Origin of the sequence: Hydrogenophaga sp. PML113 (genome assembly GCF_001777155.1) — a bacterium.
In the GTDB taxonomy this organism is placed as follows: Bacteria; Pseudomonadota; Gammaproteobacteria; order Burkholderiales; family Burkholderiaceae_C; genus Hydrogenophaga; species Hydrogenophaga borbori.
Genome location: NZ_MIYM01000004.1, coordinates 180,125 through 199,443 on the forward strand (window position 1 = coordinate 180,125; position 19,319 = coordinate 199,443).

The 19,319-nt window shown below is 68.5% G+C and carries 17 protein-coding genes and 3 tRNA genes; 4 read left to right on the forward strand and 16 right to left on the reverse strand.

Features of this window, described 5'->3' with window-relative positions; genetic code table 11:
• Positions 1 to 9: 9 nt before the first annotated feature.
• The 6 genes from BHU06_RS22495 to cphA (BHU06_RS09320) all read right to left on the reverse strand — a co-directional run bounded on the left by BHU06_RS22495 (position 10) and on the right by cphA (BHU06_RS09320) (position 6,993).
• Complete coding sequence (locus BHU06_RS22495; protein ID WP_139147026.1) at positions 10 to 495, reverse strand: hypothetical protein; 486 nt, start codon at positions 493 to 495, stop codon at positions 10 to 12.
• Positions 496 to 519: 24 nt separating this feature from the next.
• Complete coding sequence (locus BHU06_RS09300) at positions 520 to 969, reverse strand: hypothetical protein (RefSeq protein ID WP_070398897.1); 450 nt, start codon at positions 967 to 969, stop codon at positions 520 to 522.
• A 46-nt stretch (positions 970 to 1,015) separates the two neighbouring features.
• Positions 1,016 to 1,540: a CDC27 family protein gene (locus tag BHU06_RS09305; protein WP_070398898.1), complete on the reverse strand. Its 525-nt coding sequence runs from the start codon at positions 1,538 to 1,540 to the stop codon at positions 1,016 to 1,018.
• Positions 1,537 to 1,968 carry a hypothetical protein gene (locus BHU06_RS09310; protein WP_070398899.1) on the reverse strand — a complete coding sequence of 144 codons (432 nt, stop codon included), beginning with the start codon at positions 1,966 to 1,968 and terminating at the stop codon, positions 1,537 to 1,539. The genes BHU06_RS09305 and BHU06_RS09310 overlap by 4 nt, the downstream gene beginning before the upstream one ends.
• A gap of 211 nt (positions 1,969 to 2,179) precedes the next feature.
• Positions 2,180 to 4,756, reverse strand: a complete 2,577-nt coding sequence (gene cphA, locus BHU06_RS09315) for a cyanophycin synthetase (protein ID WP_070398900.1) — start codon at positions 4,754 to 4,756, stop codon at positions 2,180 to 2,182.
• A complete protein-coding gene (cphA, locus tag BHU06_RS09320; protein WP_070398901.1) occupies positions 4,756 to 6,993 on the reverse strand; it encodes a cyanophycin synthetase in 2,238 nt (745 codons plus the stop codon). The genes cphA (BHU06_RS09315) and cphA (BHU06_RS09320) overlap by 1 nt, the downstream gene beginning before the upstream one ends.
• A gap of 119 nt (positions 6,994 to 7,112) precedes the next feature.
• Between cphA (BHU06_RS09320) and BHU06_RS09325 the strand changes: the two genes are divergently transcribed.
• Together BHU06_RS09325 and BHU06_RS09330 are read left to right on the forward strand one after the other, a co-directional pair.
• Positions 7,113 to 9,458, forward strand: coding sequence for an ABC transporter ATP-binding protein (locus BHU06_RS09325; protein WP_083293137.1), 2,346 nt, complete (start codon positions 7,113 to 7,115; stop codon positions 9,456 to 9,458).
• Between the two features lie 14 nt (positions 9,459 to 9,472).
• Positions 9,473 to 9,943: a DUF1854 domain-containing protein gene (locus BHU06_RS09330; RefSeq protein WP_070398903.1), complete on the forward strand. Its 471-nt coding sequence runs from the start codon at positions 9,473 to 9,475 to the stop codon at positions 9,941 to 9,943.
• Positions 9,944 to 10,251: 308 nt separating this feature from the next.
• On the opposite strand, the gene BHU06_RS22500 is transcribed toward BHU06_RS09330, so the two are convergent.
• The 10 genes from BHU06_RS22500 to folC form a co-directional block, all read right to left on the reverse strand.
• A complete protein-coding gene (locus BHU06_RS22500; protein WP_139147027.1) occupies positions 10,252 to 10,851 on the reverse strand; it encodes a hypothetical protein in 600 nt (199 codons plus the stop codon).
• Positions 10,852 to 11,357: 506 nt separating this feature from the next.
• A tRNA-Asp gene (locus BHU06_RS09335) sits at positions 11,358 to 11,434 on the reverse strand.
• A 67-nt stretch (positions 11,435 to 11,501) separates the two neighbouring features.
• A tRNA-Glu gene (locus tag BHU06_RS09340) sits at positions 11,502 to 11,577 on the reverse strand.
• 83 nt (positions 11,578 to 11,660) lie between these two features.
• Positions 11,661 to 11,736, reverse strand: a tRNA-Ala gene (locus tag BHU06_RS09345).
• 74 nt (positions 11,737 to 11,810) lie between these two features.
• Positions 11,811 to 13,196, reverse strand: a complete 1,386-nt coding sequence (gene gltX, locus BHU06_RS09350; RefSeq protein ID WP_070398904.1) for a glutamate--tRNA ligase — start codon at positions 13,194 to 13,196, stop codon at positions 11,811 to 11,813.
• Positions 13,193 to 14,404: an O-succinylhomoserine sulfhydrylase gene (locus BHU06_RS09355; RefSeq protein WP_070398905.1), complete on the reverse strand. Its 1,212-nt coding sequence runs from the start codon at positions 14,402 to 14,404 to the stop codon at positions 13,193 to 13,195. The genes gltX and BHU06_RS09355 overlap by 4 nt, the downstream gene beginning before the upstream one ends.
• A 1-nt stretch (position 14,405) precedes the next feature.
• Positions 14,406 to 15,908, reverse strand: a complete 1,503-nt coding sequence (gene purF, locus BHU06_RS09360; RefSeq protein ID WP_070398906.1) for an amidophosphoribosyltransferase — start codon at positions 15,906 to 15,908, stop codon at positions 14,406 to 14,408.
• Between the two features lie 24 nt (positions 15,909 to 15,932).
• Positions 15,933 to 16,418, reverse strand: coding sequence for a CvpA family protein (locus BHU06_RS09365; RefSeq protein ID WP_070398907.1), 486 nt, complete (start codon positions 16,416 to 16,418; stop codon positions 15,933 to 15,935).
• A gap of 13 nt (positions 16,419 to 16,431) precedes the next feature.
• On the reverse strand, positions 16,432 to 17,124 hold the full coding sequence (locus BHU06_RS09370; protein WP_070398908.1) for an SPOR domain-containing protein: 693 nt from the start codon (positions 17,122 to 17,124) through the stop codon (positions 16,432 to 16,434).
• A 29-nt stretch (positions 17,125 to 17,153) separates the two neighbouring features.
• On the reverse strand, positions 17,154 to 18,500 hold the full coding sequence (folC, locus tag BHU06_RS09375; protein WP_070398909.1) for a bifunctional tetrahydrofolate synthase/dihydrofolate synthase: 1,347 nt from the start codon (positions 18,498 to 18,500) through the stop codon (positions 17,154 to 17,156).
• Positions 18,501 to 18,556: 56 nt separating this feature from the next.
• On the opposite strand from folC, the gene BHU06_RS09380 reads away from it, so the two are divergent.
• Both BHU06_RS09380 and BHU06_RS09385 read left to right on the forward strand, forming a co-directional pair.
• A complete protein-coding gene (locus BHU06_RS09380) occupies positions 18,557 to 18,904 on the forward strand; it encodes an ArsC family reductase (RefSeq protein ID WP_070398910.1) in 348 nt (115 codons plus the stop codon).
• Positions 18,905 to 18,985: 81 nt separating this feature from the next.
• Positions 18,986 to 19,303 (forward strand): pyrimidine/purine nucleoside phosphorylase, encoded by a 318-nt coding sequence (locus tag BHU06_RS09385; protein ID WP_070398911.1) that lies wholly within the window; start codon positions 18,986 to 18,988, stop codon positions 19,301 to 19,303.
• The last annotated feature ends 16 nt before the right edge of the window (positions 19,304 to 19,319 follow it).

Below are 19,319 nucleotides of genomic sequence, written 5' to 3' on the forward strand. Positions count from 1 at the left end.
CCTGCCGGCTCAGCCGAACAGCCGCAGGTGGAGATAGCGCATCGCGCCGGTAAGCAATCCACCGGCCACACCGGTCAAGGGAATGACCATGGCCGGATGCCGTTCGATGGGCAGGCTGTCCACGTCCTGGTCGAGATACGCAGCCGCATAGACCACAGGTGCCAGCAATGCCGCACCGCAGCACCCCCAGGCCACAACCGAAGGCAGCCACTTGGGGTACCGGCGTTCGCCGGTGGCATCCTCTCGAACAGTGATTCGTTCCTGGGTCATCGACAACGGGAAAGCGGGGACGATCAGCAGCTTGTTCTGAGCGGCTTCAACCCGCTCCCGCGTTGCGGGTTGGCTGGACGCGTCGGGAGAAGTTCCGCCAATGCCGTCCTCTGCTGGTGGCTCATCCGAGCTCGATGACACGTCCACCGTGCCGCTGCGGCTCTGCGGCGGCGTGGTCCTGGCTGGCGGGGTGAAGCGGTGCCCCAGGGAATTTTTCTGGCCCATCGATGCCCTCCGGGCGTGAAGCGGTTATGCGCAATGGGGCTCAACGTAGTGCCCCATGGCCCAGGTCACCGTGCCGGCAAGGCAGCCACCGAGGACGGCGAGGACGGCCCGGCCAAGATACTCATCCGTATGACCCGTCAGCATGAAGGGCACGCCCAAGAAGATGGTTGTCGCGACGCCCGCCGTGATCCCGGCCACCCCGCCCTTGCCCAAACATTGGCGCACAGCCTTGCCGTCCGGGCAAGGCCGTGCCTCTGGCAGCGAGGGGCAACAGTTCAGCTTGCTCAGGACCTGCATCAGCAGCCCTGGTTGAGGCGCCGGCGCGCCTTGTGGCTGTGTCCCCGGAACATCGGCGTCCAGGGGGACTTGGTGCTCGTTGTCCAAGCCGGTTGGCTTGGCGGTGGCGCCCTGGGCCGCGACCACCGCGGGCAATGGTCCGGTGGACAGGTGGTTTGACGGGCTGGTCCGTTGCATGAATCTCTCCTGAAACGACGCAATTTCGATGTGGCGACACGCGCCGCTAACTCAGACGCACCACCCGCGCCATCGCCTCGGTCTGCAGATGGTGGTAGCGCTCGTCGCCGCGCCCCAGGGCCACGGCGTGCTCGTAGGCCTGTTGCGCTTCTTCGGTCTCGCCCAGCGCGGCGCAGCACTCGCCCATGCGAAAGGCCGATGGCGCGTGGGTGGCGTCCTGGCCCAGCGCCAGCAGATACATCACCGCCGCTTCGCGGTAGCGCTGGCGCTTCTGCAGGCACAGGCCCGCGAGGTAGCTGTACTTGACCGAGCGCGCCTCATGCGCCACCAGGGCCAGGCTCACGGGCAGGGCGCGCTCGTGATCGCCTGCCTCGTAGAGCTGCATCGCCACCGCATACAAGGCCTCGTAGTCTTCATGGTTCATGCCACGCAGGTCACCCGGGCTGTGGCCGGACCGCAGCGCGTCTGCGCACTGCTCAAGCAAGGTCCCCATGCCGGCGAGGGACTGACATGAAGCGGCGATGGCGCCTTCGATGACGGGATCGGGGTGGACGGGGAGCGAATCGATCATGGCTGTTGCTCCGCCGAGCCGTCGGTTGTGGACGCCCGGTAGGCCATGTCCAGAAACCCGCCGATGACCAGACCACCAGCGCCGGCCGCGGCGACCCAGCCAACGACGGCCCCCAGCGGCACGGAGCCTTCCTTCACCAGGACGGTTGCCATGGTGCTGGTGGCCATGGCCGCCCCACCCAGACCCCCCTTCAGGCCGGGTGGCAGCTGGTCCCAGTTCAGTCCGCAGAGCGAACCGGTCAAACCGGCTTGGGCCCGCAGCACGGCGTCTGCCTCCGGCTCTTCACCCGCCTGAGGCTCGGTGCCCGGAACATGGCGGGGTGGTGGATGGCTGTCGGCGCCGGCCACGACCAGCGCCGTGAGCGACTTATCGGTGGCGACCGGGCCATACCCGAAGGCCCCCTTGACCGCGTTGGTGAACGCCTGCATGAAACCCTCCTGAAGGTGTGACAGCCTTCGCCGAAGCACGGTGCCACGGCGCGCTCGCCGGCAGCCGGGCGAACGGCGTCTGAGTGGCGCCGCGCCTGCCGTGGTTCGGGGCACGGTGCCCCCATCAGGCAAACATAAAAAAGGCCTCCACGGTGTGGAGGCCTTGTGCGCGGCGCCGCTCGGGTGCGCGATCTGTTCAGAACCCGGGGTGTCAGGCCGGCACGACCGCTTCCTGTCGCGTGCGCATCTGCAGGTGGGCCAGCGCCGCCTCCACCTGGTCCACCAGCACCAGGCACAGGTCGCCGGGCTGCAGGCGCTCCAGCGCGGCGTCGATGGCGTTGAACTCGCCCCGGATTTCCAGCACCTCGCGCACGCGCGGGGCGCCCGCCAGGCCTTCGCGCAGCAGGCCGATCACCTCGCCGTCGGCGCGGCCGCGCTGGCAGGCGTCCTGGTACAGCACGACCTCGTCGAAGGCCTTGCCCAGGATCTGCGTTTGCTCGCGGATGTCCTGGTCGCGCCGGTCGCCGGCACCGCTGATGACCACCGAGCGGCGCTGCGCCGGCAGCGCCTCCACCGCCTGCACCAACGCGCGCATGGCGTCGGGGTTGTGACCGTAGTCGGCGATCACGGTGGCGCCGCGGTACTCCATCACGTTGAAGCGGCCGGGCGCGTTGTGGGCGTCGTTGTGGAAGCTGGCCAGGCCACGGCGGACCGTGTCCCAGGCCAGGCCCGCGCCCCAGGCGGCCGCGATGGCGGCCATGGCGTTCTCGACCTGGAAGCCGATCTGGCCGTTGCGCGTGATGGGGATACCCGAGAGCTCGAAGCGCTCGCTGAACCCGCCCTGCTCGGCCACCACCGCGCCGTTGTCCACGTAGACCACGCGGCGGCCCTGGGCGCGGTGCGTGGCCATCACGGGCTGCTGGCGGTCCTGCGCAAAATAGATCACCTCGCCGGGGCAGTTGTGGATCATGTCGGCCACGATGGGGTCGGCCGCGTTGAGCACGGCGTAGCCGGTCTCGGCCACGTTCTGCACGATGACGCGCTTGAGCACCGCCAGGTCCTCGACCGTGGTGATGTAGTTCAGGCCCAGGTGGTCGCCCGCGCCCACGTTGGTGACCACCGCCACCTGGCAGCGGTCGAAGCCCAGGCCCTCGCGCAGCACGCCGCCGCGCGCGGTCTCGAACACGGCGGCGTCGACGTCGGGGTGGGCCAGCACGTTGCGCGCGCTGCGCGGGCCGGCGCAGTCGCCGCTGTCGGTCTGATGGCCGTTGACGTAGACGCCGTCGGTGTTGGTCATGCCCACGCGCAGGCCGCTGGACGCGAACAGGTGGGCGATCAGGCGCACGGTGGTGGTCTTGCCGTTGGTGCCGGTGACGGCCACCACGGGGATGCGGCCGTCGCCGCCATCGGGGTACATGTCCTCGATCACCGCCTGGCCAACGTCGCGCGCATGGCCGTAGGAGGGCGAGAGGTGCATGCGCAGACCGGGCGCCGCGTTCACCTCGACGATGCCGCCGGCCTGGTCTTCCAGCGGCTTGAGCATGGTCTCGCAGACCACGTCCACGCCGCAGATGTCCAGGCCGATCATCTGCGCCGCCGCCACGGCGCGCGCGGCGATCTCGGGGTGCACGTCGTCGGTGACGTCGGTCGCGGTGCCGCCGGTGCTCAGGTTGGCGTTGTTGCGCAGCACCACGCGGCGGCCCTTGGCCGGCACGCTGTCGGCCTGCAGGCCCTGCACGGCCAGGCAGCCCAGGGCGATGTCGTCGAAGCGGATCTTGGTGAGCGCGGTGGCGTGGCCCTCGCCGCGGCGCGGGTCGGCGTTGACGATGTTCACCAGTTCGCGCACCGTGTGCACGCCGTCGCCGGCCACCTGCGGCGGGTCGCGGCGCGCGGCCGCCACCAGGCGATCGCCCACCACCAGCAGGCGGTAGTCGCTGCCCGGCAGGTAGCGTTCGACCAGCACCTCGCCATAGTTGGCCGCCGTCTGGAACGCGGCGTCGAGCTGCTCGCGCGCCGTCACGTTCACGGTGACCCCCTTGCCCTGGTTGCCGTCGCGCGGCTTGAGCACCACCGGCAGACCGATCTCGAGCGCGGCGGCCCAGGCGTCATCGGCGTCGCTCACGGGACGGCCCAGCGGCACGGGCACGCCGGCCGCCTGCAGCAGCCGCTTGGTGAGCTCCTTGTCCTGGGCGATGGATTCGGACACGGCGCTGGTGCGGTCCACCTCGGCCGCCTGGATGCGGCGCGCGCGGCTGCCCCAGCCGAACTGCACCAGGCTGCCGGTGGTGAGGCGCCGGTAGGGAATGCCGCGCGCCACCGCCGCGTTGACGATGGAGCCCGTGCTCGGGCCCAGGCGCTCGTCCTCGTCGAGTTCGCGCAGCTCGGCCACGGCGGCGGCCAGATCAAAAGATTCGCCGCGCAGCACGGCCTCGATCAGCCCATGCGCCAGCGCCAGCGCGCGGCGGCCCACGGCCTCTTCGCTGTACTGCACCACCACCTGGTAGACGCCCGATTCAAGGGTGGCCGAGGTGCGGCTGAAGGTGACCGGGCAGCCCGCCTGGGCCTGCAGCGACAGCGTGGCCACCTCCAGCACGTGGGCCAGCGAGAGCGAGCCGCCGGCGCTGTGCAGCGCGCCCGGGTGCGGAAACTGCTCGCGCAGGCGCGCCTCGAAGCCCGGCAGGCTGGCCAGGGCGCGTTCGTTGTCGCCGCAGTGCACCACGGTTTCGATCGCGGTGTGGCGGGTCCAGAGGTTGGGGCCGCGCAGGGCCCGAATGCGGGTGAGTTCCATCAGAGGCTCTTCTCGGCAAGGGATTCGGGGGACGGCTGCGCCGCCGGCACGCGGCGGACGGGGGCGTGGGCGATCGGGGCTTCGCGGGCGAAGGTGCGCAGGCCGGCGGCCATGAGCGCGGGCGAAATGTCCAGGGCCCAGGCCGCCGCCAGCGAGGCGAGCAGCACGGCCGTCTTGTCTTCGGGGGCCACGCCCTCGCCCAGCGACACCTGGGCCAGCGACGCCACCACATGCTCCTGCTGGCCGTCGCTGAGCACGATGTCGCCCTGGCGCAGGAAGACCGCGCGGCGGTACTGCGCCAGGTGCTCCACCAGCACCGGCAGCTCGGGGTCCTCGGCGTAGAAGATGACATCGCCGTCGCACAGCGGCGCCATCTCGGCCACCACCGGGTCGGCGGCGTTGAGCACAGCCGCGCCATCGGGCAGCACCACGTCCACCTGGGTACGCATGACCTTGAAGAGCTGCTCCACCTCGCGGATGTGGCAGGCCGCCAGCGCGGGGCTGCCCGAGGCGTCGGTCACCACGCCCACCTGGCAGCGGTCGTAGGCCAGGCCTTCGTTGACGATGGTCAGCGGGTCGTTCTCGAACACCGCCGTCTGCACGCCGCGGTTCATCAGCAGGCGGCGCGCCGCGCCGGCCTTGGAAAAGTCGCCGTGCTGCAGCGCCCGGCGGCCCAGGAACAGGCCCGCCTTGCACGCCAGGCCCACCTGGGGTCCGCTCAGCGAGGCGAGCCAGGCCACCAGGCGCGCGATACCGGTGGTGCCGCGGCTGCCCGCCACGCCCACCACTGGCACACGGCCTGAATCGCCGGGCACGAAGAGGTGGTCGACGATGGCGCGCCCCACCGGCCGCGGCTGGCCCACGGCGGGCTTGAGGTGCATCAGCAGGCCGGGACCGGCGTTGACCTCGACGATGGCGCCGCCCTGATCGGCCAAGGGGCGCGAGATGTCCTGCGCCACCAGGTCGACGCCGGCGATGTCCAGCCCGATGACGCGCGCGGCCAGCGCCACCACGCGGGCCACGTCCGGATGGACCTCGTCGGTGCAGTCCACCGAGAGGTTGCCGTTGCGCATGATCAGCACGCGCTGGCCGGCGGCCGGCACGCTGTCGATGGTGTGGCCCTGGCGCTGCAGCTCGACGGCCATGGCGGGGTACTCGTCGAGGTGGATGGCGTTGAGCGGGAATTCCTCGCTCAGGCCGCGGCGCGGGTCGCTGTTGATCTGGCTGTCGATGAGCTGCCCCACGGTGCTGCGGCCGTCGCCCGTCACCCAGGCTTCATCGCCGCGCGTGGCGGCCACCACGCGCCCGCCCACCACCAGCAGGCGGTGTTCCAGGCCGCGCACGAAGCGCTCGACCATGACGCCACTGCCTTCGGCGTCGGCCACGGCGAACGCCGCCTCCACGTCTTCCTGGCGCATCAGCTCCAGCGATACGCCCCGGCCGTGGTTCGCGTCGGTGGGCTTCACCACCACCGGCAGACCGATGTCGCGCGCGGCCTCCCAGGCCGCCTGCGGGCTCTCGACCACCTGGCCCTCGGGCACCGGCACGCCGCAGGCGGCGAGCATGCGCTTGGACAGGTCCTTGTCGCTGGCGATGCTCTCGGCGATCGCGCTGGTGCGGTCGGTCTCGGCCGTCCAGATGCGGCGCTGGCGCGCGCCATAGCCGAGCTGCACCAGGTTGCCGTCGTTCAGGCGGATGTGCGGGATGCGGCGGCCGGTCGCGGCGTCGACGATGCTCGCGGTGCTGGGGCCCAGGCAGTGGTCGTCGACCAGCTCGCGCAGTTCGTGCACCGCGGCGGCCACGTCGAAGGGGCTGTCGTTGATGGCGGCCATCAGCAGTTCATGCCCCAGCGTGAGCGCGCGCCGCGCCACCCGCTCGTCGCGGGCGCGAAACACCATCTTGTAGACGGCGCGCACCGGTGTGCTGCGGGTCTGGCCGAAGCCGGTCTGCAGGCCCGCCAGGTTCTGCAGCTCGATCACCACGTGTTCGAGGATGTGGCCGGCCCAGGTGCCTTCCTGCAGGCGCTGCAGGAAGCCCCCGCGCTCGCCCACGCCGCACTGGTGCTCGATCAAGCCAGGCAGCCAGGCCGTCAGGCGCTCGTACAGGCCGGGCAGCAGGTGCGAGGGGTAGTCCTCGAGCTCCCCGATGTCGATCCAGCTCTCGAGCACCGGGCGGTAGGTCCAGATGTTCGGTCCGCCGAGGTAGCTGACGCGCAGAAAACGAATGGGTTGTTTCATGGTTGTCGATTCAACGGCATAACGCCGTGGGGGCGCTGTGGACTTACTCGGCGTTTCATCTAGGACAATATCGGATACGCCCGCGGGCGCCGGTCATTTTCCGGATGGGTCCACTTCTAATGAATTCACCTTTAGCCGAACTTACGTCGCCGTTCAGTGCCTTGCCACAACCGTTTCAAGACGGTCTGCGGGCGCGCTTGCTGGACAACGAGCAGGTTTCAAGTTGGCTGCAGCTTGACCTCGATTCGCAATTGAATTTTTCCGCCGGCTGGCTGGTGCTGACCACCCAACGGCTGTTGAGCTGGGAGCCCGGCGGGGCCGATGCCGGCTGGCGTGAGTGGCCCCTGGGAGGCGTATTGTGCTTGAAGCACAACGACCATGCAGGCCTCGCGCAGCTCAGTGTGCACGGCGCCCAACAGCGGCTGGCTATTTGGCGTTTTACTGCGACGCACAACACACGCGCGCTGCGGTTCATTGCAGAATTCGACCGCCTGCAAGCCCTTCGCCACAGCACTGGATTAAATGATGCAGTGCAAAAATCCACCCCGTCATCGACCAGCGCAATACCGCTGTCGCCAAATCACGAAAGTGATTTGTCGCCGATTGGCGACGAATTAATCGACGCCCCGGAATTGCACCGGCCGCCGTCCACCTGGGTGCTATTGCGGCTCGGACGATTCGCCAAACCGTACCGCGCGCAATTGGCCCTGGGTTTTGGCCTGACGCTGGCCGCCACAGCCGCCACGCTGGTGCCGCCCTACCTGACCATGCCGCTCATGGACGAGGTGCTGATCCCCTTCCAGAACGGCCAGCGCATCGATCCCTGGCAGGTGGCCATGCTGCTCGGCGGCCTGCTGCTGGCGGCGCTGACGGCCTGGGGCCTGGGCTGGGCGCGCACCTATGTGCTCTCGCTGGTGTCCGAGCGCATCGGCGCCGACCTGCGCACCACCACCTTCGAGCACCTGCTGGCGCTCTCGCTCGAGTACTTCGGCGGCAAGCGCACCGGCGACCTCATGGCCCGCATTGGCTCGGAGACCGACCGCATCTGCGTGTTCCTCTCCTTGCACGCCCTGGACTTCGCCACCGACGTGCTGATGATCGTGATGACCGCGGTCATCCTCTTCAGCATCAACCCCTGGCTGGCGCTGGTGACGCTGCTGCCCCTGCCCTTCATCGCCTGGATGATCCACCTCGTGCGCGACCGCCTGCGCACCGGCTTCGAGAAGATCGACCGCGTCTGGTCGGACGTGACCAACGTCTTGGCCGACACCATCCCCGGCATCCGCGTGGTGAAGGCCTTCGCGCAGGAGAAGCGCGAAGCCGCCCGCTTTCGCGAGGCCAACCGCCACAACCTGGAGGTCAACGACAAGCTGAACAAGACCTGGTCGCTGTTCACGCCCACGGTCACGCTGCTCACCGAACTCGGCCTGCTGGTGGTCTGGGCCTTCGGCATCTGGCAGGTCTCGCGCGGCGACATCACGGTGGGCGTGCTCACCGCCTTCCTGGCCTACATCGGCCGCTTCTACAGCCGGCTCGACTCCATGAGCCGCATCGTCTCGGTCACGCAGAAGGCCGCCGCCGGCGCCAAGCGCATCTTCGACATCCTCGACCACGTCTCCAACGTGCCGGAGCCCGCGCAGCCCGTGCGCCGGCCGCGCATCGACGGTGGCATCGAACTGAGCGACGTGCACTTCCGCTACGGCAACCGCTCGGTCATCCGCGGCATGAACCTGGCCATACGGCCCGGCGAGATGATCGGCCTGGTGGGCCACAGCGGCTCGGGCAAGAGCACGCTGGTCAACCTCATCTGCCGCTTTTACGACGTCAGCGGCGGCAGCATCCGCGTCGACGGCATCGACGTGCGCCAGTTCGCCGTGGCCGACTACCGCCGCCACATCGGCCTGGTGCTGCAGGAGCCCTTCCTGTTCTTCGGCACCATCGCCGAGAACATCGCCTACGGCAAACCGGACGCCACACGCGCCGAGATCGTGGCCGCCGCGCGCGCCGCGCACGCGCACGAGTTCATCCTGCGCCTGCCGCACGGCTACGACTCATTGGTGGGCGAACGCGGCCAGGGCCTGTCGGGCGGCGAGCGCCAGCGCATCTCCATCGCGCGCGCGCTGCTGATCGACCCGCGCATCCTGATCCTCGACGAGGCCACCTCCAGCGTGGACACCGAGACCGAGAAGGAAATCCAGAAGGCGCTCGACAACCTCGTGGCCGGGCGCACCACCATCGCCATCGCGCACCGCCTCTCCACATTGCGCCGCGCCGACCGGCTGGTGGTGATGGACCGGGGAGAGGTGGTGGAGGTGGGCCCGCACGACGAGCTGATGGCGCGCGAGGGCGCCTACTGGCGGCTCTACATGGCGCAGCTGCGCAACGTGGACGTGGAAGACGAGCCAAGCCTCGCCCCACCCCACACCAACCCCACGGCGCATGGCGCCACGGCGGGAACCGACTGAACGCGGAGATCAGCATGACGACGATCGACTGGACACTGCGCCGAGACCCGCAAGGCCCGCTGCAGCTCACCACCGCCGATGGGCGGGTGCACGCCGGCGTGCTGCCCGTGCGCGCCTTCCCCCTGGCCGCGCCCGACGAGGGCCTGTCGCTGGTGGGCAGCGACGGGCACGAGCTCGTGTGGATAGAGCGCCTGTCGGCGCTCGACGCCGCCACGCGGACGCTGATCGAGGAAGAACTGGCGCCGCGCGAGTTCATGCCCCGCATCCAGCGCATCCTGGGTGTCTCGGGCTACGCCACGCCCAGCACCTGGACGGTGGAAACCGAGCGCGGCCCCGCGCAACTGGTGCTCAAGGCCGAGGACGACATCCGCCGGCTCGACGGAAAGCGTCTGTTGATCCAGGACGGCAATGGCCTGCAGTTCCTCGTTGCCGACCGTTTTGCGCTGGACCGGATCTCCAAGCGGATCCTTAATCGATTCTTGTGAGCTGAGCCTCGCTGAAGTCCCCTCGAAAACCTGAACCACCCGGAAGCAGAGAATTCCCCCAAATTCACCCAAGCGATCGAATCGCTCTAACAACAGTTTGGTTAATGGTGATCAGGCAGTAGCCGCTGCGCCACTGGTTGCGGTTCGAAAACCCCTCACCGGCGAACAGCAAGCGGCTCCACATTCGCGGGAACAAAAAACCAGCCGGCCGGCAACCCTGCGGCTGCACGACCGGTCTGCATTCGTTCTGCCAGCGAGGAGGCATTAAAGACAGAGAATCCCTCAACCGCCCTCTGAGGCAGTAGCATTCATCTGGGGAAGAAACAATATTTCAGGGCCCCATTGATTGGGTCACCCCCAAAAGATGCAGAGTTGCAGGTCATTGTATTGTTGAGAATTGCACTCTTGTTATACGCACTGCCGTTGCTCGTCCAACCGATGTACTGTGCCCGATCGCATGAGCCGACAGTAGCGGTTTGGCAGCCCAAATTGCTGTTGGTCACCATGCCCGCGAGCGGGTTGGGGTTGCCCTCTACCGCGACAAACTTGAGGGGGATACCTACCGAGGGAGCGCCAAGCCCCCCGAGGTAGGTCAATTTTTCGCAATTTTTCGGTTGATTGGGATAAGGATCCCCACCCCAATACTGATTGCTACAAGTAGCCGTGCCTGAGCCTGTAAATCCCTTATAGGACCAAAGGCCCGGACAACCAGAGTTTGGGCAGCCAGCGCTGTCAGTCCTCCCATAACGAACAAAATCGCCATCTTGGTATGAAAACGGTTGACCCTCGATCGCAACCGACGTCCAACTACCGCTATACGCCAACGCCGAACCCGTTCCCAACAACGCAGACAGCGCCAAAACACCACTTAAAACCAGCTTCAGAAGCCTTGATTGACGGATATTCATAACAGCACCTTTAAAAAAGAAAAGAGTGCATCTGGCCATCCAATAGCAATGCCCATTGCAAATGGTCGACACGTTCCCAGCAACTCCCTGATACCGTGGGACTCCCGCCAACCGAGCGGAATGCCCAAAGAACTCGTCTGGGAGAGACAGTAATCCAGACATGCACAACACTCAATTCGGCCAGTTGGATGATTCCGCTTGAGCGGTCAAATCTGACCCCTCACAGGTGGATCAATGGTGACAACGCGGTGAAGACTGCACCGATGGCAGCGCACCCGAACATCCGGGTCCCGGATGTCACGAGTGGCGTGCAGGCCCAGCATTCACCGTCTTGCTCGGGCCTATGGGCGGGCAAGGCTGCATCGGGAGTGGCGGCAAGGCCGTTCTGGTCGGCCTGATGCGTGAGCGCGCCTGGGCGAGCCGACCGGTTGATCGGTGTCAGGCACTGATGGGCCGCAAAAATGAAAACGGGTTACGCGATTTCTCACGTAACCCGTTGATGTGTCTGGCGGAGTGGACGGGGCTCGAACCCGCGACCCCCGGCGTGACAGGCCGGTATTCTAACCAACTGAACTACCACTCCTGGCAGGCGGCTTTCGTTCTCTCGAACCAAGTGCCACGACTTGTGCCTACTTGCCTTGCGGCTTGTTTGGCGACCCTACGGGGATTCGAACCCCGGTACTCACCGTGAAAGGGTGATGTCCTAGGCCTCTAGACGATAGGGTCATAACCTAGACGGAAGCCTCGCATTGTATCAGCGGCAGTGTCTGCTTTTCCTGCCGTCGCCACCATGCGCGACTTCGAATCTGTGGTGGAGGTAAGCGGGATCGAACCGCTGACCTCTTGCATGCCATGCAAGCGCTCTCCCAGCTGAGCTATACCCCCACAGGGTTCGCTGTTCCGTTTCGCTGATCACTCAGCGTTGCGTCCTAGCGAGCCTCGCATTATATGCCAGAAATTCATGCTTTCTGAAGTCGCTCGAGCACAAGTTCACGCGACTGCAGTTCGAGCACCGCATCGAGCGACGGCGTCTGCGCCGTGCCCATCACCAGCACACGCACCGGCATGGCCAGTTGCGGCATCTTCAGGCCGTGCGCAGCGAGTACCTGCTTGAGCGCGCCCGAGATGGCGGGTTTGTCCCACGCGGGCAGTGCGGCCAGCGCCGCGGCGAGCGCGGCCACGGCAGGCTTCACGGCCTCGGTGATGTGCTGCGCGCGCTCTTGCTCGCTCGGGCTCACGTCGGCGTAGAAGGCCGCGGCCCAGTCGGCCAGTGCCACGGTGGTGTCGCAGCGGTCCTTGAACAGCGCGCAGATGCGCGGCAGGCGCTCGTCGGCCACCAGGCCGCGCTTCTTCAGCTGCTCGGCCACCAGTGGCGCGAGCGCTTCGTCGGCCATGGCCTTGAGGTGCTGGGCGTTGACCCAGCGCAGCTTGGCCTCGTCGAACTGCGCGGCGCTGCGGCCGAGGTGGTCGAGGTCGAACCACTCGAGAAACTGCGCGCGGCTGAAGATTTCGTCGTCGCCGTGGCTCCAACCCAGGCGCGCCAGGTAGTTCACCATCGCGTCGGGCAGGTAGCCTTCGTCGCGGTACTGGGTGACGGGCTTGGCGCCGTTGCGCTTGCTCATCTTCTCGCCCTGCTCGTTGAGCACGGTGGGCAAGTGGGCGTACACCGGTGGCTCCTGGCCGAGGGCGCGGAAGATGTTGATCTGGCGCGGCGTGTTGTTCACGTGGTCGTCGCCGCGGATCACGTGGGTGATGGCCATGTCGATGTCGTCCACCACCACGCAGAAGTTGTAGGTGGGCGTGCCATCGGGGCGTGCGATCACGAGGTCGTCGAGTTCGTCGTTGCGGATCTCGATGCGGCCCTTGACCTTGTCGTCCCAGGCCACCACGCCGCCCTGCGGGTTCTTGAAGCGCAGCACGGGCTTCACGCCCTCGGGCACGGGCGGCAGGGTCTTGCCGGCCTCGGGGCGCCAGGTGCCGTCGTAGCGCGGCTTTTCCTTGGCGGCCATCTGGCGCTCGCGCAGGGCGTCGAGCTCCGCCACGCTCATGTAGCAGGGGTAGACCAGGCCCTGCGCCTGCATCTTCGCCAGCACCTGCTTGTAGCGGTCCATGCGCTGCATTTGGTAGAAGGGCCCCTCGTCGGGGTCGAGGCCCAGCCAGGCCATGCCTTCCAGGATCACGTCGACCGCGGCCTGCGAGGAACGCTCCAGGTCGGTGTCCTCGATGCGCAGGATGAAGTCACCCTGCTGCGAGCGCGCGAAGGCCCAGGGGTACAGGGCCGAGCGGATGTTGCCGAGGTGAATGAAGCCGGTCGGCGACGGCGCGAAACGGGTGCGGACTTTCACGGGAGGGTGTCGAGGCCGCGCGAGAGGTCGGCCTGCATGTCGTTGATGTGTTCGAGGCCCACGGCCACGCGGATCAGGCCCTGGCCGATGCCGGCCGCCTGGCGCTGCGCTTCGGTGAGGCGGCCGTGCGAGGTGCTCGCGGGGTGCGCGCACAGGGTCTTGGTGTCGCCCAGGTTGGTGGACAGCGAGAGCACGCGCAGCGAATCGAGCACGTGGAAGGCGCGCTGGCGGGCCTGTTCGGGGTTGGCGGCCTTCACGTCGAAGGACAGCACCGCACCACCGATGCCGCTCTGCTGCTTCATGGCCAGCGCGTGCTGCGGGTGGCTGGGCAGGCCGGGGCTGTGCACGCGCGCCACCGCGGGGTGCGCCTCCAGCCAGCGGCCCAGCGCGAGCGCGTTGGCGCTTTGCGCGCGCAGGCGGATGTCCAGCGTCTCCAATCCCTTGAGCATGACCCAGGCATTGAAGGGCGCGAGCGTCATGCCCGCGCTCTTCATGATGGGCAGGAACTTCTCGGTGACCAGGGCCTGGCTGGCGCACAGCGCACCGGCCATGACGCGGCCCTGGCCGTCGAGGTACTTGGTGCCCGAGTGCATGACGATGTCGGCGCCGAAATCCATGGGGCGCTGCAGCGCGGGCGTGGCGAAGCAGTTGTCCACGCAGAGCAGCGCGCCGGCGTTGTGCGCCAGATCGGCCAGGGCCTGGATGTCGCAGACCTCGGTGAGCGGGTTGGTGGGCGTCTCGGCGAACAGCAGCTTGGTGGAGGGGCGCAGCGCGGCCTTCCAGGCGCCCACGTCGGTCTGCGGCACGAAGCTCGACTCGACGCCGAACTTCGCCAGGTCGCTGCCGATGAGCTTGATGGTCGAGCCGAACATGGACTGCGAACACACCACGTGGTCGCCCGCCTTGAGCAGGCCCAGGCACATGAGCAGGATGGCCGACATGCCCGAGGCCGTGCCCATGGCCGCCTCGCTGCCTTCCAGCGCGGCGAGGCGGCGCTCGAAGCTGGTGACCGTGGGGTTGCCGTAGCGGCCATAGGTGAAGCCTTCTTCGTCGCCCGCGAAGCGGCGGGCCGAGGACTCGGCCGAGGACTGCACGTAGCCGCTGGTGAGGTACAGCGCCTCGGAGTTCTCGCCATAGGGGCTTCGATCGACGGCCTCGCGCACCGCCAGGGTGTCGCGGTGCAGGGTTTTTCTCAGCGCGTCGTCCAACTCAGGCCTCCTGGGCGTTCGGCAATGCCAGACGGGAGGTGTCTTCTTCGCCCTCCTCGCTTTGCGGGCGGCCCTGGTTGAGCCGTTCGATGTCCTGCGGCGTGATGTCGCCGGTGACGTAGACGCCGTCGAAGCAGGAGGCGTCGAAACCGTCGAGCTGGGCGTTGAGCGAGCCCACGGCCTGCTTCATGCCGTCCACGTCCTGGTAGATCAGGGCGTCGCAGCCGATGATTTCGCGCACTTCCTCCACCGACCGGCCGTGCGCCACGAGTTCGCCCGGCGTGGGCATGTCGATGCCATAGACGTTGGGGAAGCGCACCGGCGGCGCGGCGCTGGCCAGGTAGACCTTGCGCGCGCCGGCGTCGCGCGCCATCTGCACGATCTCGCGGCTGGTGGTGCCGCGCACGATGGAGTCGTCCACCAGCAGCACGTTGCGGCCCTTGAACTCGCTGCCGATGACATTGAGCTTCTGGCGCACCGACTTCTTGCGCACGGCCTGGCCCGGCATGATGAAGGTGCGGCCCACGTAGCGGTTCTTCACGAAGCCTTCGCGGTACGGCAGGCCCAGCAGGCGCGCCAGCTCCATCGCGCTCGGGCGCGAGGACTCGGGGATGGGGATCACCACGTCGATCTCGTTCGGCGGCACGGTGGAGATGACGCGCTTGGCCAGCGTGGTCCCCAGGTTCAGGCGCGCCTGGTAGACCGAGATGCCGTTCATGACGGAGTCGGGCCGCGCCAGGTAGACGTATTCGAAGATGCAGGGTTTGAGCACGGCGCCGGGCGCGCAGCGCTCGGCGTGCATCTCACCCTCGAGGCTGACGTAGACCGCCTCGCCCGGCAGCACGTCGCGCTCGAAGTGGAAACCCGTGCCTTCGAGGGTCACCGATTCGCTGGCCACCATCACGCTGCCGTCCTGGCGGCCGATGCACAGCGGGCGGATGCCGTAGGGATCGCGAAAGGCCAGCAGGCCGTGGCCCGCGATCAGGGCCACCACCGCGTAGGAGCCTTTCACGCGCGCGTGCACGCCGCGCACGGCCGCGAACACGTCGGCCGGCTTGAGCGGCTCGCCGCGCGTGCACTTCTCCAGCTCGTGCGCCAGCACGTTGAGCAGCACCTCGGAGTCGCTCTCGGTGTTGATGTGGCGGTGGTCGGTCTGAAACAGCTCCTGCTTGAGCGCCTGGGCGTTCGTGAGGTTGCCGTTGTGCACCAGCACCAGGCCGAAGGGCGCGTTCACGTAGAAGGGCTGGGCCTCTTCCTCGCTGTAGGCGTTGCCGGCCGTGGGGTAGCGCGCCTGGCCCAGGCCGCAGTTGCCCGGCAGGGCGCGCATGTTGCGGGTGCGGAAGATGTCACGCACCATGCCCTTGGCCTTGTGCATGAAGAACTTGCGGCCCTGCTGGGTGACGATGCCCGCGGCGTCCTGACCGCGGTGCTGCAGCAGCAGCAGCGCGTCGTAGATGAGCTGGTTCACCGGGGTCTGGCTGACGACGCCGACGATTCCACACATGATGGTGTCCTTGGGTTCAGAAGTTCAGGGGATGTAGCGCGCGAACGGGTCGGGCAGCAGGGGCTTGGCCTGGCGCAACGCGCCGCTCAGTGCGTTGGCGGTGGGCGAGTCCTGCCACCAGGCGGCCGATTGCATCTGCGTCATGGCAATGACCAGCGCCACGGCGAGCAGGATGACCAGGCCTCGCAACAGGCCGAAGGCGCCGCCCAGGACGCGGTCGACCGGGCGCAGGCCCACGGTGTTGATCAATTTCTGCACCAGCCAGGCCAGCACGCCGCCGAGAAAAGCGACGGCGATGAAGACCAGCGCAAAGCCGATGGCCAGTTGCAGCGGCGGCGCGACCTTGTCGATCGGCAGCCACGGCACGACATCGTCGGCGAAGGCCTGGGCGCACAGGAAGGCGGCCACCCAGCCCAGCACCGACAGCACCTCGAACATGAGCCCGCGCCACAGGCCCAGCAGCACCGACAGCAGCAGCAAGGTGAGCAGCACCCAGTCGGTCAGCAGCATGGCGCCCCTCCGTTCAGAGGGTCAGGATGGCGGCCGGCAGGCCCAGGGACTTGACGCGGGCGGCGGCCTTCTCGGCCTCGGCGCGGCTGTCGAAGGGGCCCACCCGCACGCGCACGCGCTTGCCATCCGCCGTCTGGGCCACGTTCACGTAGGTCTTGAGGCCGGCGCGCTCGAGCTTCTGGCGTGTTTCGCGGGCGCGGGCCTCGTCGGCGAAAGCGCCCACCTGCACCACCACGCGCTCGGTCGCGGCGGCGGTGGCGGGCGGGGTCTGGCCGCGCAAGATGGCCTGGGCGCGCGCGGCGTCGGCGGCATCGCGTTTCGGCGGCTCGGGCGCCGGAGCCGGAGCCGGAGCCGGAGCCGGAGCCGGCGCAGGACTGGGGACGGGCGCGGGCGCCGGACTGGGCGCAGGGGCTGACGAGGGGGCGGGCGTCGGCAAGGGGGCCGGGGCCGGCGAAGGGCTGGGCGCGGGGGCGGGCCGGGTCGTGCTGGCCAGGGGCGGCGCGGCATCGCGGCCGGGGATGTCGATCGGAATATCCACCGCGATCGGGCGCGGCTGGCTGTCGAACAGCAGCGGAAAACCGATGACGCCGGCGGCCACCAGGATGCTGGCGCCGATGAGCCGGTGGCGCGCCCGGCGACGCACCGCTTCGATGGTGGGTGGCGATGCGTTGGCGCCGCCCTGGGAGCCGGAGCGTGAGCTGATCATGGGGTCGCGAGGGCCTTGGTCGGCACGGTTCAGGCGGCGAGGTGCGGCGCCGCGAGCTTCGGCAATCCGTCCTGCAGCACACCACCGACGGTGTAGAACGAGCCAAAGACGAGGATTCTATCAGCGGGGTCCGCCGCGCCCAGGGCCGCGGCCAATGCCTCGCGCGGGTCGCGGTGCAGGCTGGCGTCGCGTCCCCCGGGTCCTTTCAGACCCTCCACCAGGGGCTTGAGGTCGGCGGCCCGGCTGGCCCGTGGCAGGGGCAGGTCGGTCAGGTACCAGCGGTCGATCAGCGGCGCGATGCGCGCCAGCATGGTGCCGAGGTCCTTGTCGGCCATGGCGCCGAACACGGCGTGCGTGCGCGGGTAGAAGCCCATGGCGTCGAGGTTGGCGGCCAGCGCGGCCACCGAATGCGGGTTGTGCGCCACGTCCAGCACCAGCGCGGGCCGGCCGGGCACGATCTGGAAACGCCCCGGCAGTTCGACCAGCACGAAGCCGGTGCGCACGGCCTGGGCCGTGACCGGCAGGCGAGCGCGCAGGGCCTCGATGGCGGCCAGCGCGCCGGCCGCGTTGAGCAGCTGGTTGGCGCCGCGCAGCGCCGGGTAGGCCAGGCCGCTGTAGCGGCGCCCGCCGCGCGAGGGGTGCATGGCCCAGCCCCACTGCTGCTGGTCGCCCGCGACGTGGAAGTCGACGCCCACGCGCCAGAGCTCGGCGTCGATCTCGCGCGCGTGGTCGATCAGGCTCTGCGGCGGCGCCGGGTCGCTCACCACGGCGGGGCGGCCGGTGCGCATGATGCCGGCCTTCTCGCGGCCGATGCTCTCGCGGTCGGGGCCGAGCAGGGCCATGTGGTCGAGGTCGATGCTGGTGATGACCGCGCAGTCGGCGTCGAGGATGTTGACCGCGTCGAGCCGGCCGCCCAGGCCGACCTCCAGGATGGCCACGTCCACCGCCTCGCGCGCGATGGTGCGCAGGATGGCCAGGGTGGTGAACTCGAAATAGGTCAGGCTCACCTCGGGCTCGCCGCCCTGCCCGCGCCGCGCCACGTCCACCTCGGCCATGGCGGGCACCAGCGTGTCGGCCGACACCACCTCGCCCGCGATGCGGCAGCGCTCCTCGAAATGCACCAGGTGCGGCGAGCTGTAGACGCCCGTGCGATAGCCCGACTGGGTGTAGATGGACTCCAGCATGGCGCAGGTGCTGCCCTTGCCGTTGGTGCCGGCCACGGTGATCACCGGGCAGCTCAGTTGCAGGCCCATGCGCCGCGCCACGGTCGTCACGCGCTCCAGGCCCATGTCTATGGCCTGCGGGTGCAGGCGCTCGGCGTGGGCCAGCCAGTCGGCCAGCGTCACGGGGTGGTCGGGAACGGGGATCTCAAGCATCTCGCGATTGTCCCACCCGCCCCCTGGCCCGACATGGCTGACGGACAATCCCGCCCATGATCACGCTGCATGGCATTCCGAACTGCGACACGGTGAAGAAGGCGCGCGCCTGGCTGGACGCCAACGGCCGCGAACACCATTTCCACGATTTCAAGAAGCAGGGCGTGCCCGAGGCCGGGCTGGACGCCTGGCTGGCCAGCGCGGGCTGGGAAACCCTGGTGAACCGCAAGGGCACCACCTGGCGCCGGCTCGACGAGGCCACGCGCGCCGCCGTGGTGGACAGCGCCAGCGCGCGCCGCCTGCTGCTCGAGCAGCCCAGCCTGATCAAGCGGCCCGTGGTGCTGTGGAGCGACGGCGCCATCACCGTGGGCTTCGACCCGACTGACTGGGCCGCCCGGCGCTGAGCCGCGGCCGGCCCCCCCGACCGCCCTCCCGGGGCCGCGACCTAAAATCGCGGCTTTGCCTTCATCACGCCCTCCAGCACCATGACCACCACCCAGATCAGCGGCGTCACCGTCGCCACCCAGGCCAACGTCTACTTCGACGGCAAATGCGTGAGCCACAGCCTCACCCTGGCCGACGGCACGAAACAATCGGTGGGCGTGATCCTGCCCGCCACGCTGACCTTCAACACCGGCGCGCCCGAGGTCATGGAATGCGTGGCCGGTGGCTGCGAATACCTGCTGGCCGGCAGCAGCACCTGGGTGAAAAACGGCCCGGGCGAGCAGTTCAGCGTGCCCGGCAACAGCAGCTTCCAGATCCGCGTGAGCGAGGCCTACCACTACATCTGCCGTTTCGGCTGAGCCACCACAGGACACC

What these genes read in the sequence shown, in the direction of transcription:
- BHU06_RS22495 (WP_139147026.1), bottom strand. Translation starts at nt 495, where the DNA reads ATGGGCCAGAAAAATTCCCTGGGGCACCGCTTCACCCCGCCAGCCAGG.
- BHU06_RS09300 (WP_070398897.1), bottom strand. Translation starts at nt 969, where the DNA reads ATGCAACGGACCAGCCCGTCAAACCACCTGTCCACCGGACCATTGCCC.
- BHU06_RS09305 (WP_070398898.1), bottom strand. Translation starts at nt 1,540, where the DNA reads ATGATCGATTCGCTCCCCGTCCACCCCGATCCCGTCATCGAAGGCGCC.
- BHU06_RS09310 (WP_070398899.1), bottom strand. Translation starts at nt 1,968, where the DNA reads ATGCAGGCGTTCACCAACGCGGTCAAGGGGGCCTTCGGGTATGGCCCG.
- cphA (WP_070398900.1), bottom strand. Translation starts at nt 4,756, where the DNA reads ATGGAACTCACCCGCATTCGGGCCCTGCGCGGCCCCAACCTCTGGACC.
- cphA (WP_070398901.1), bottom strand. Translation starts at nt 6,993, where the DNA reads ATGAAACAACCCATTCGTTTTCTGCGCGTCAGCTACCTCGGCGGACCG.
- BHU06_RS09325 (WP_083293137.1), top strand. Translation starts at nt 7,113, where the DNA reads ATGAATTCACCTTTAGCCGAACTTACGTCGCCGTTCAGTGCCTTGCCA.
- BHU06_RS09330 (WP_070398903.1), top strand. Translation starts at nt 9,473, where the DNA reads ATGACGACGATCGACTGGACACTGCGCCGAGACCCGCAAGGCCCGCTG.
- BHU06_RS22500 (WP_139147027.1), bottom strand. Translation starts at nt 10,851, where the DNA reads ATGAATATCCGTCAATCAAGGCTTCTGAAGCTGGTTTTAAGTGGTGTT.
- purF (WP_070398906.1), bottom strand. Translation starts at nt 15,908, where the DNA reads ATGTGTGGAATCGTCGGCGTCGTCAGCCAGACCCCGGTGAACCAGCTC.
- BHU06_RS09365 (WP_070398907.1), bottom strand. Translation starts at nt 16,418, where the DNA reads ATGCTGCTGACCGACTGGGTGCTGCTCACCTTGCTGCTGCTGTCGGTG.
- BHU06_RS09370 (WP_070398908.1), bottom strand. Translation starts at nt 17,124, where the DNA reads ATGATCAGCTCACGCTCCGGCTCCCAGGGCGGCGCCAACGCATCGCCA.
- folC (WP_070398909.1), bottom strand. Translation starts at nt 18,500, where the DNA reads ATGCTTGAGATCCCCGTTCCCGACCACCCCGTGACGCTGGCCGACTGG.
- BHU06_RS09380 (WP_070398910.1), top strand. Translation starts at nt 18,557, where the DNA reads ATGATCACGCTGCATGGCATTCCGAACTGCGACACGGTGAAGAAGGCG.
- BHU06_RS09385 (WP_070398911.1), top strand. Translation starts at nt 18,986, where the DNA reads ATGACCACCACCCAGATCAGCGGCGTCACCGTCGCCACCCAGGCCAAC.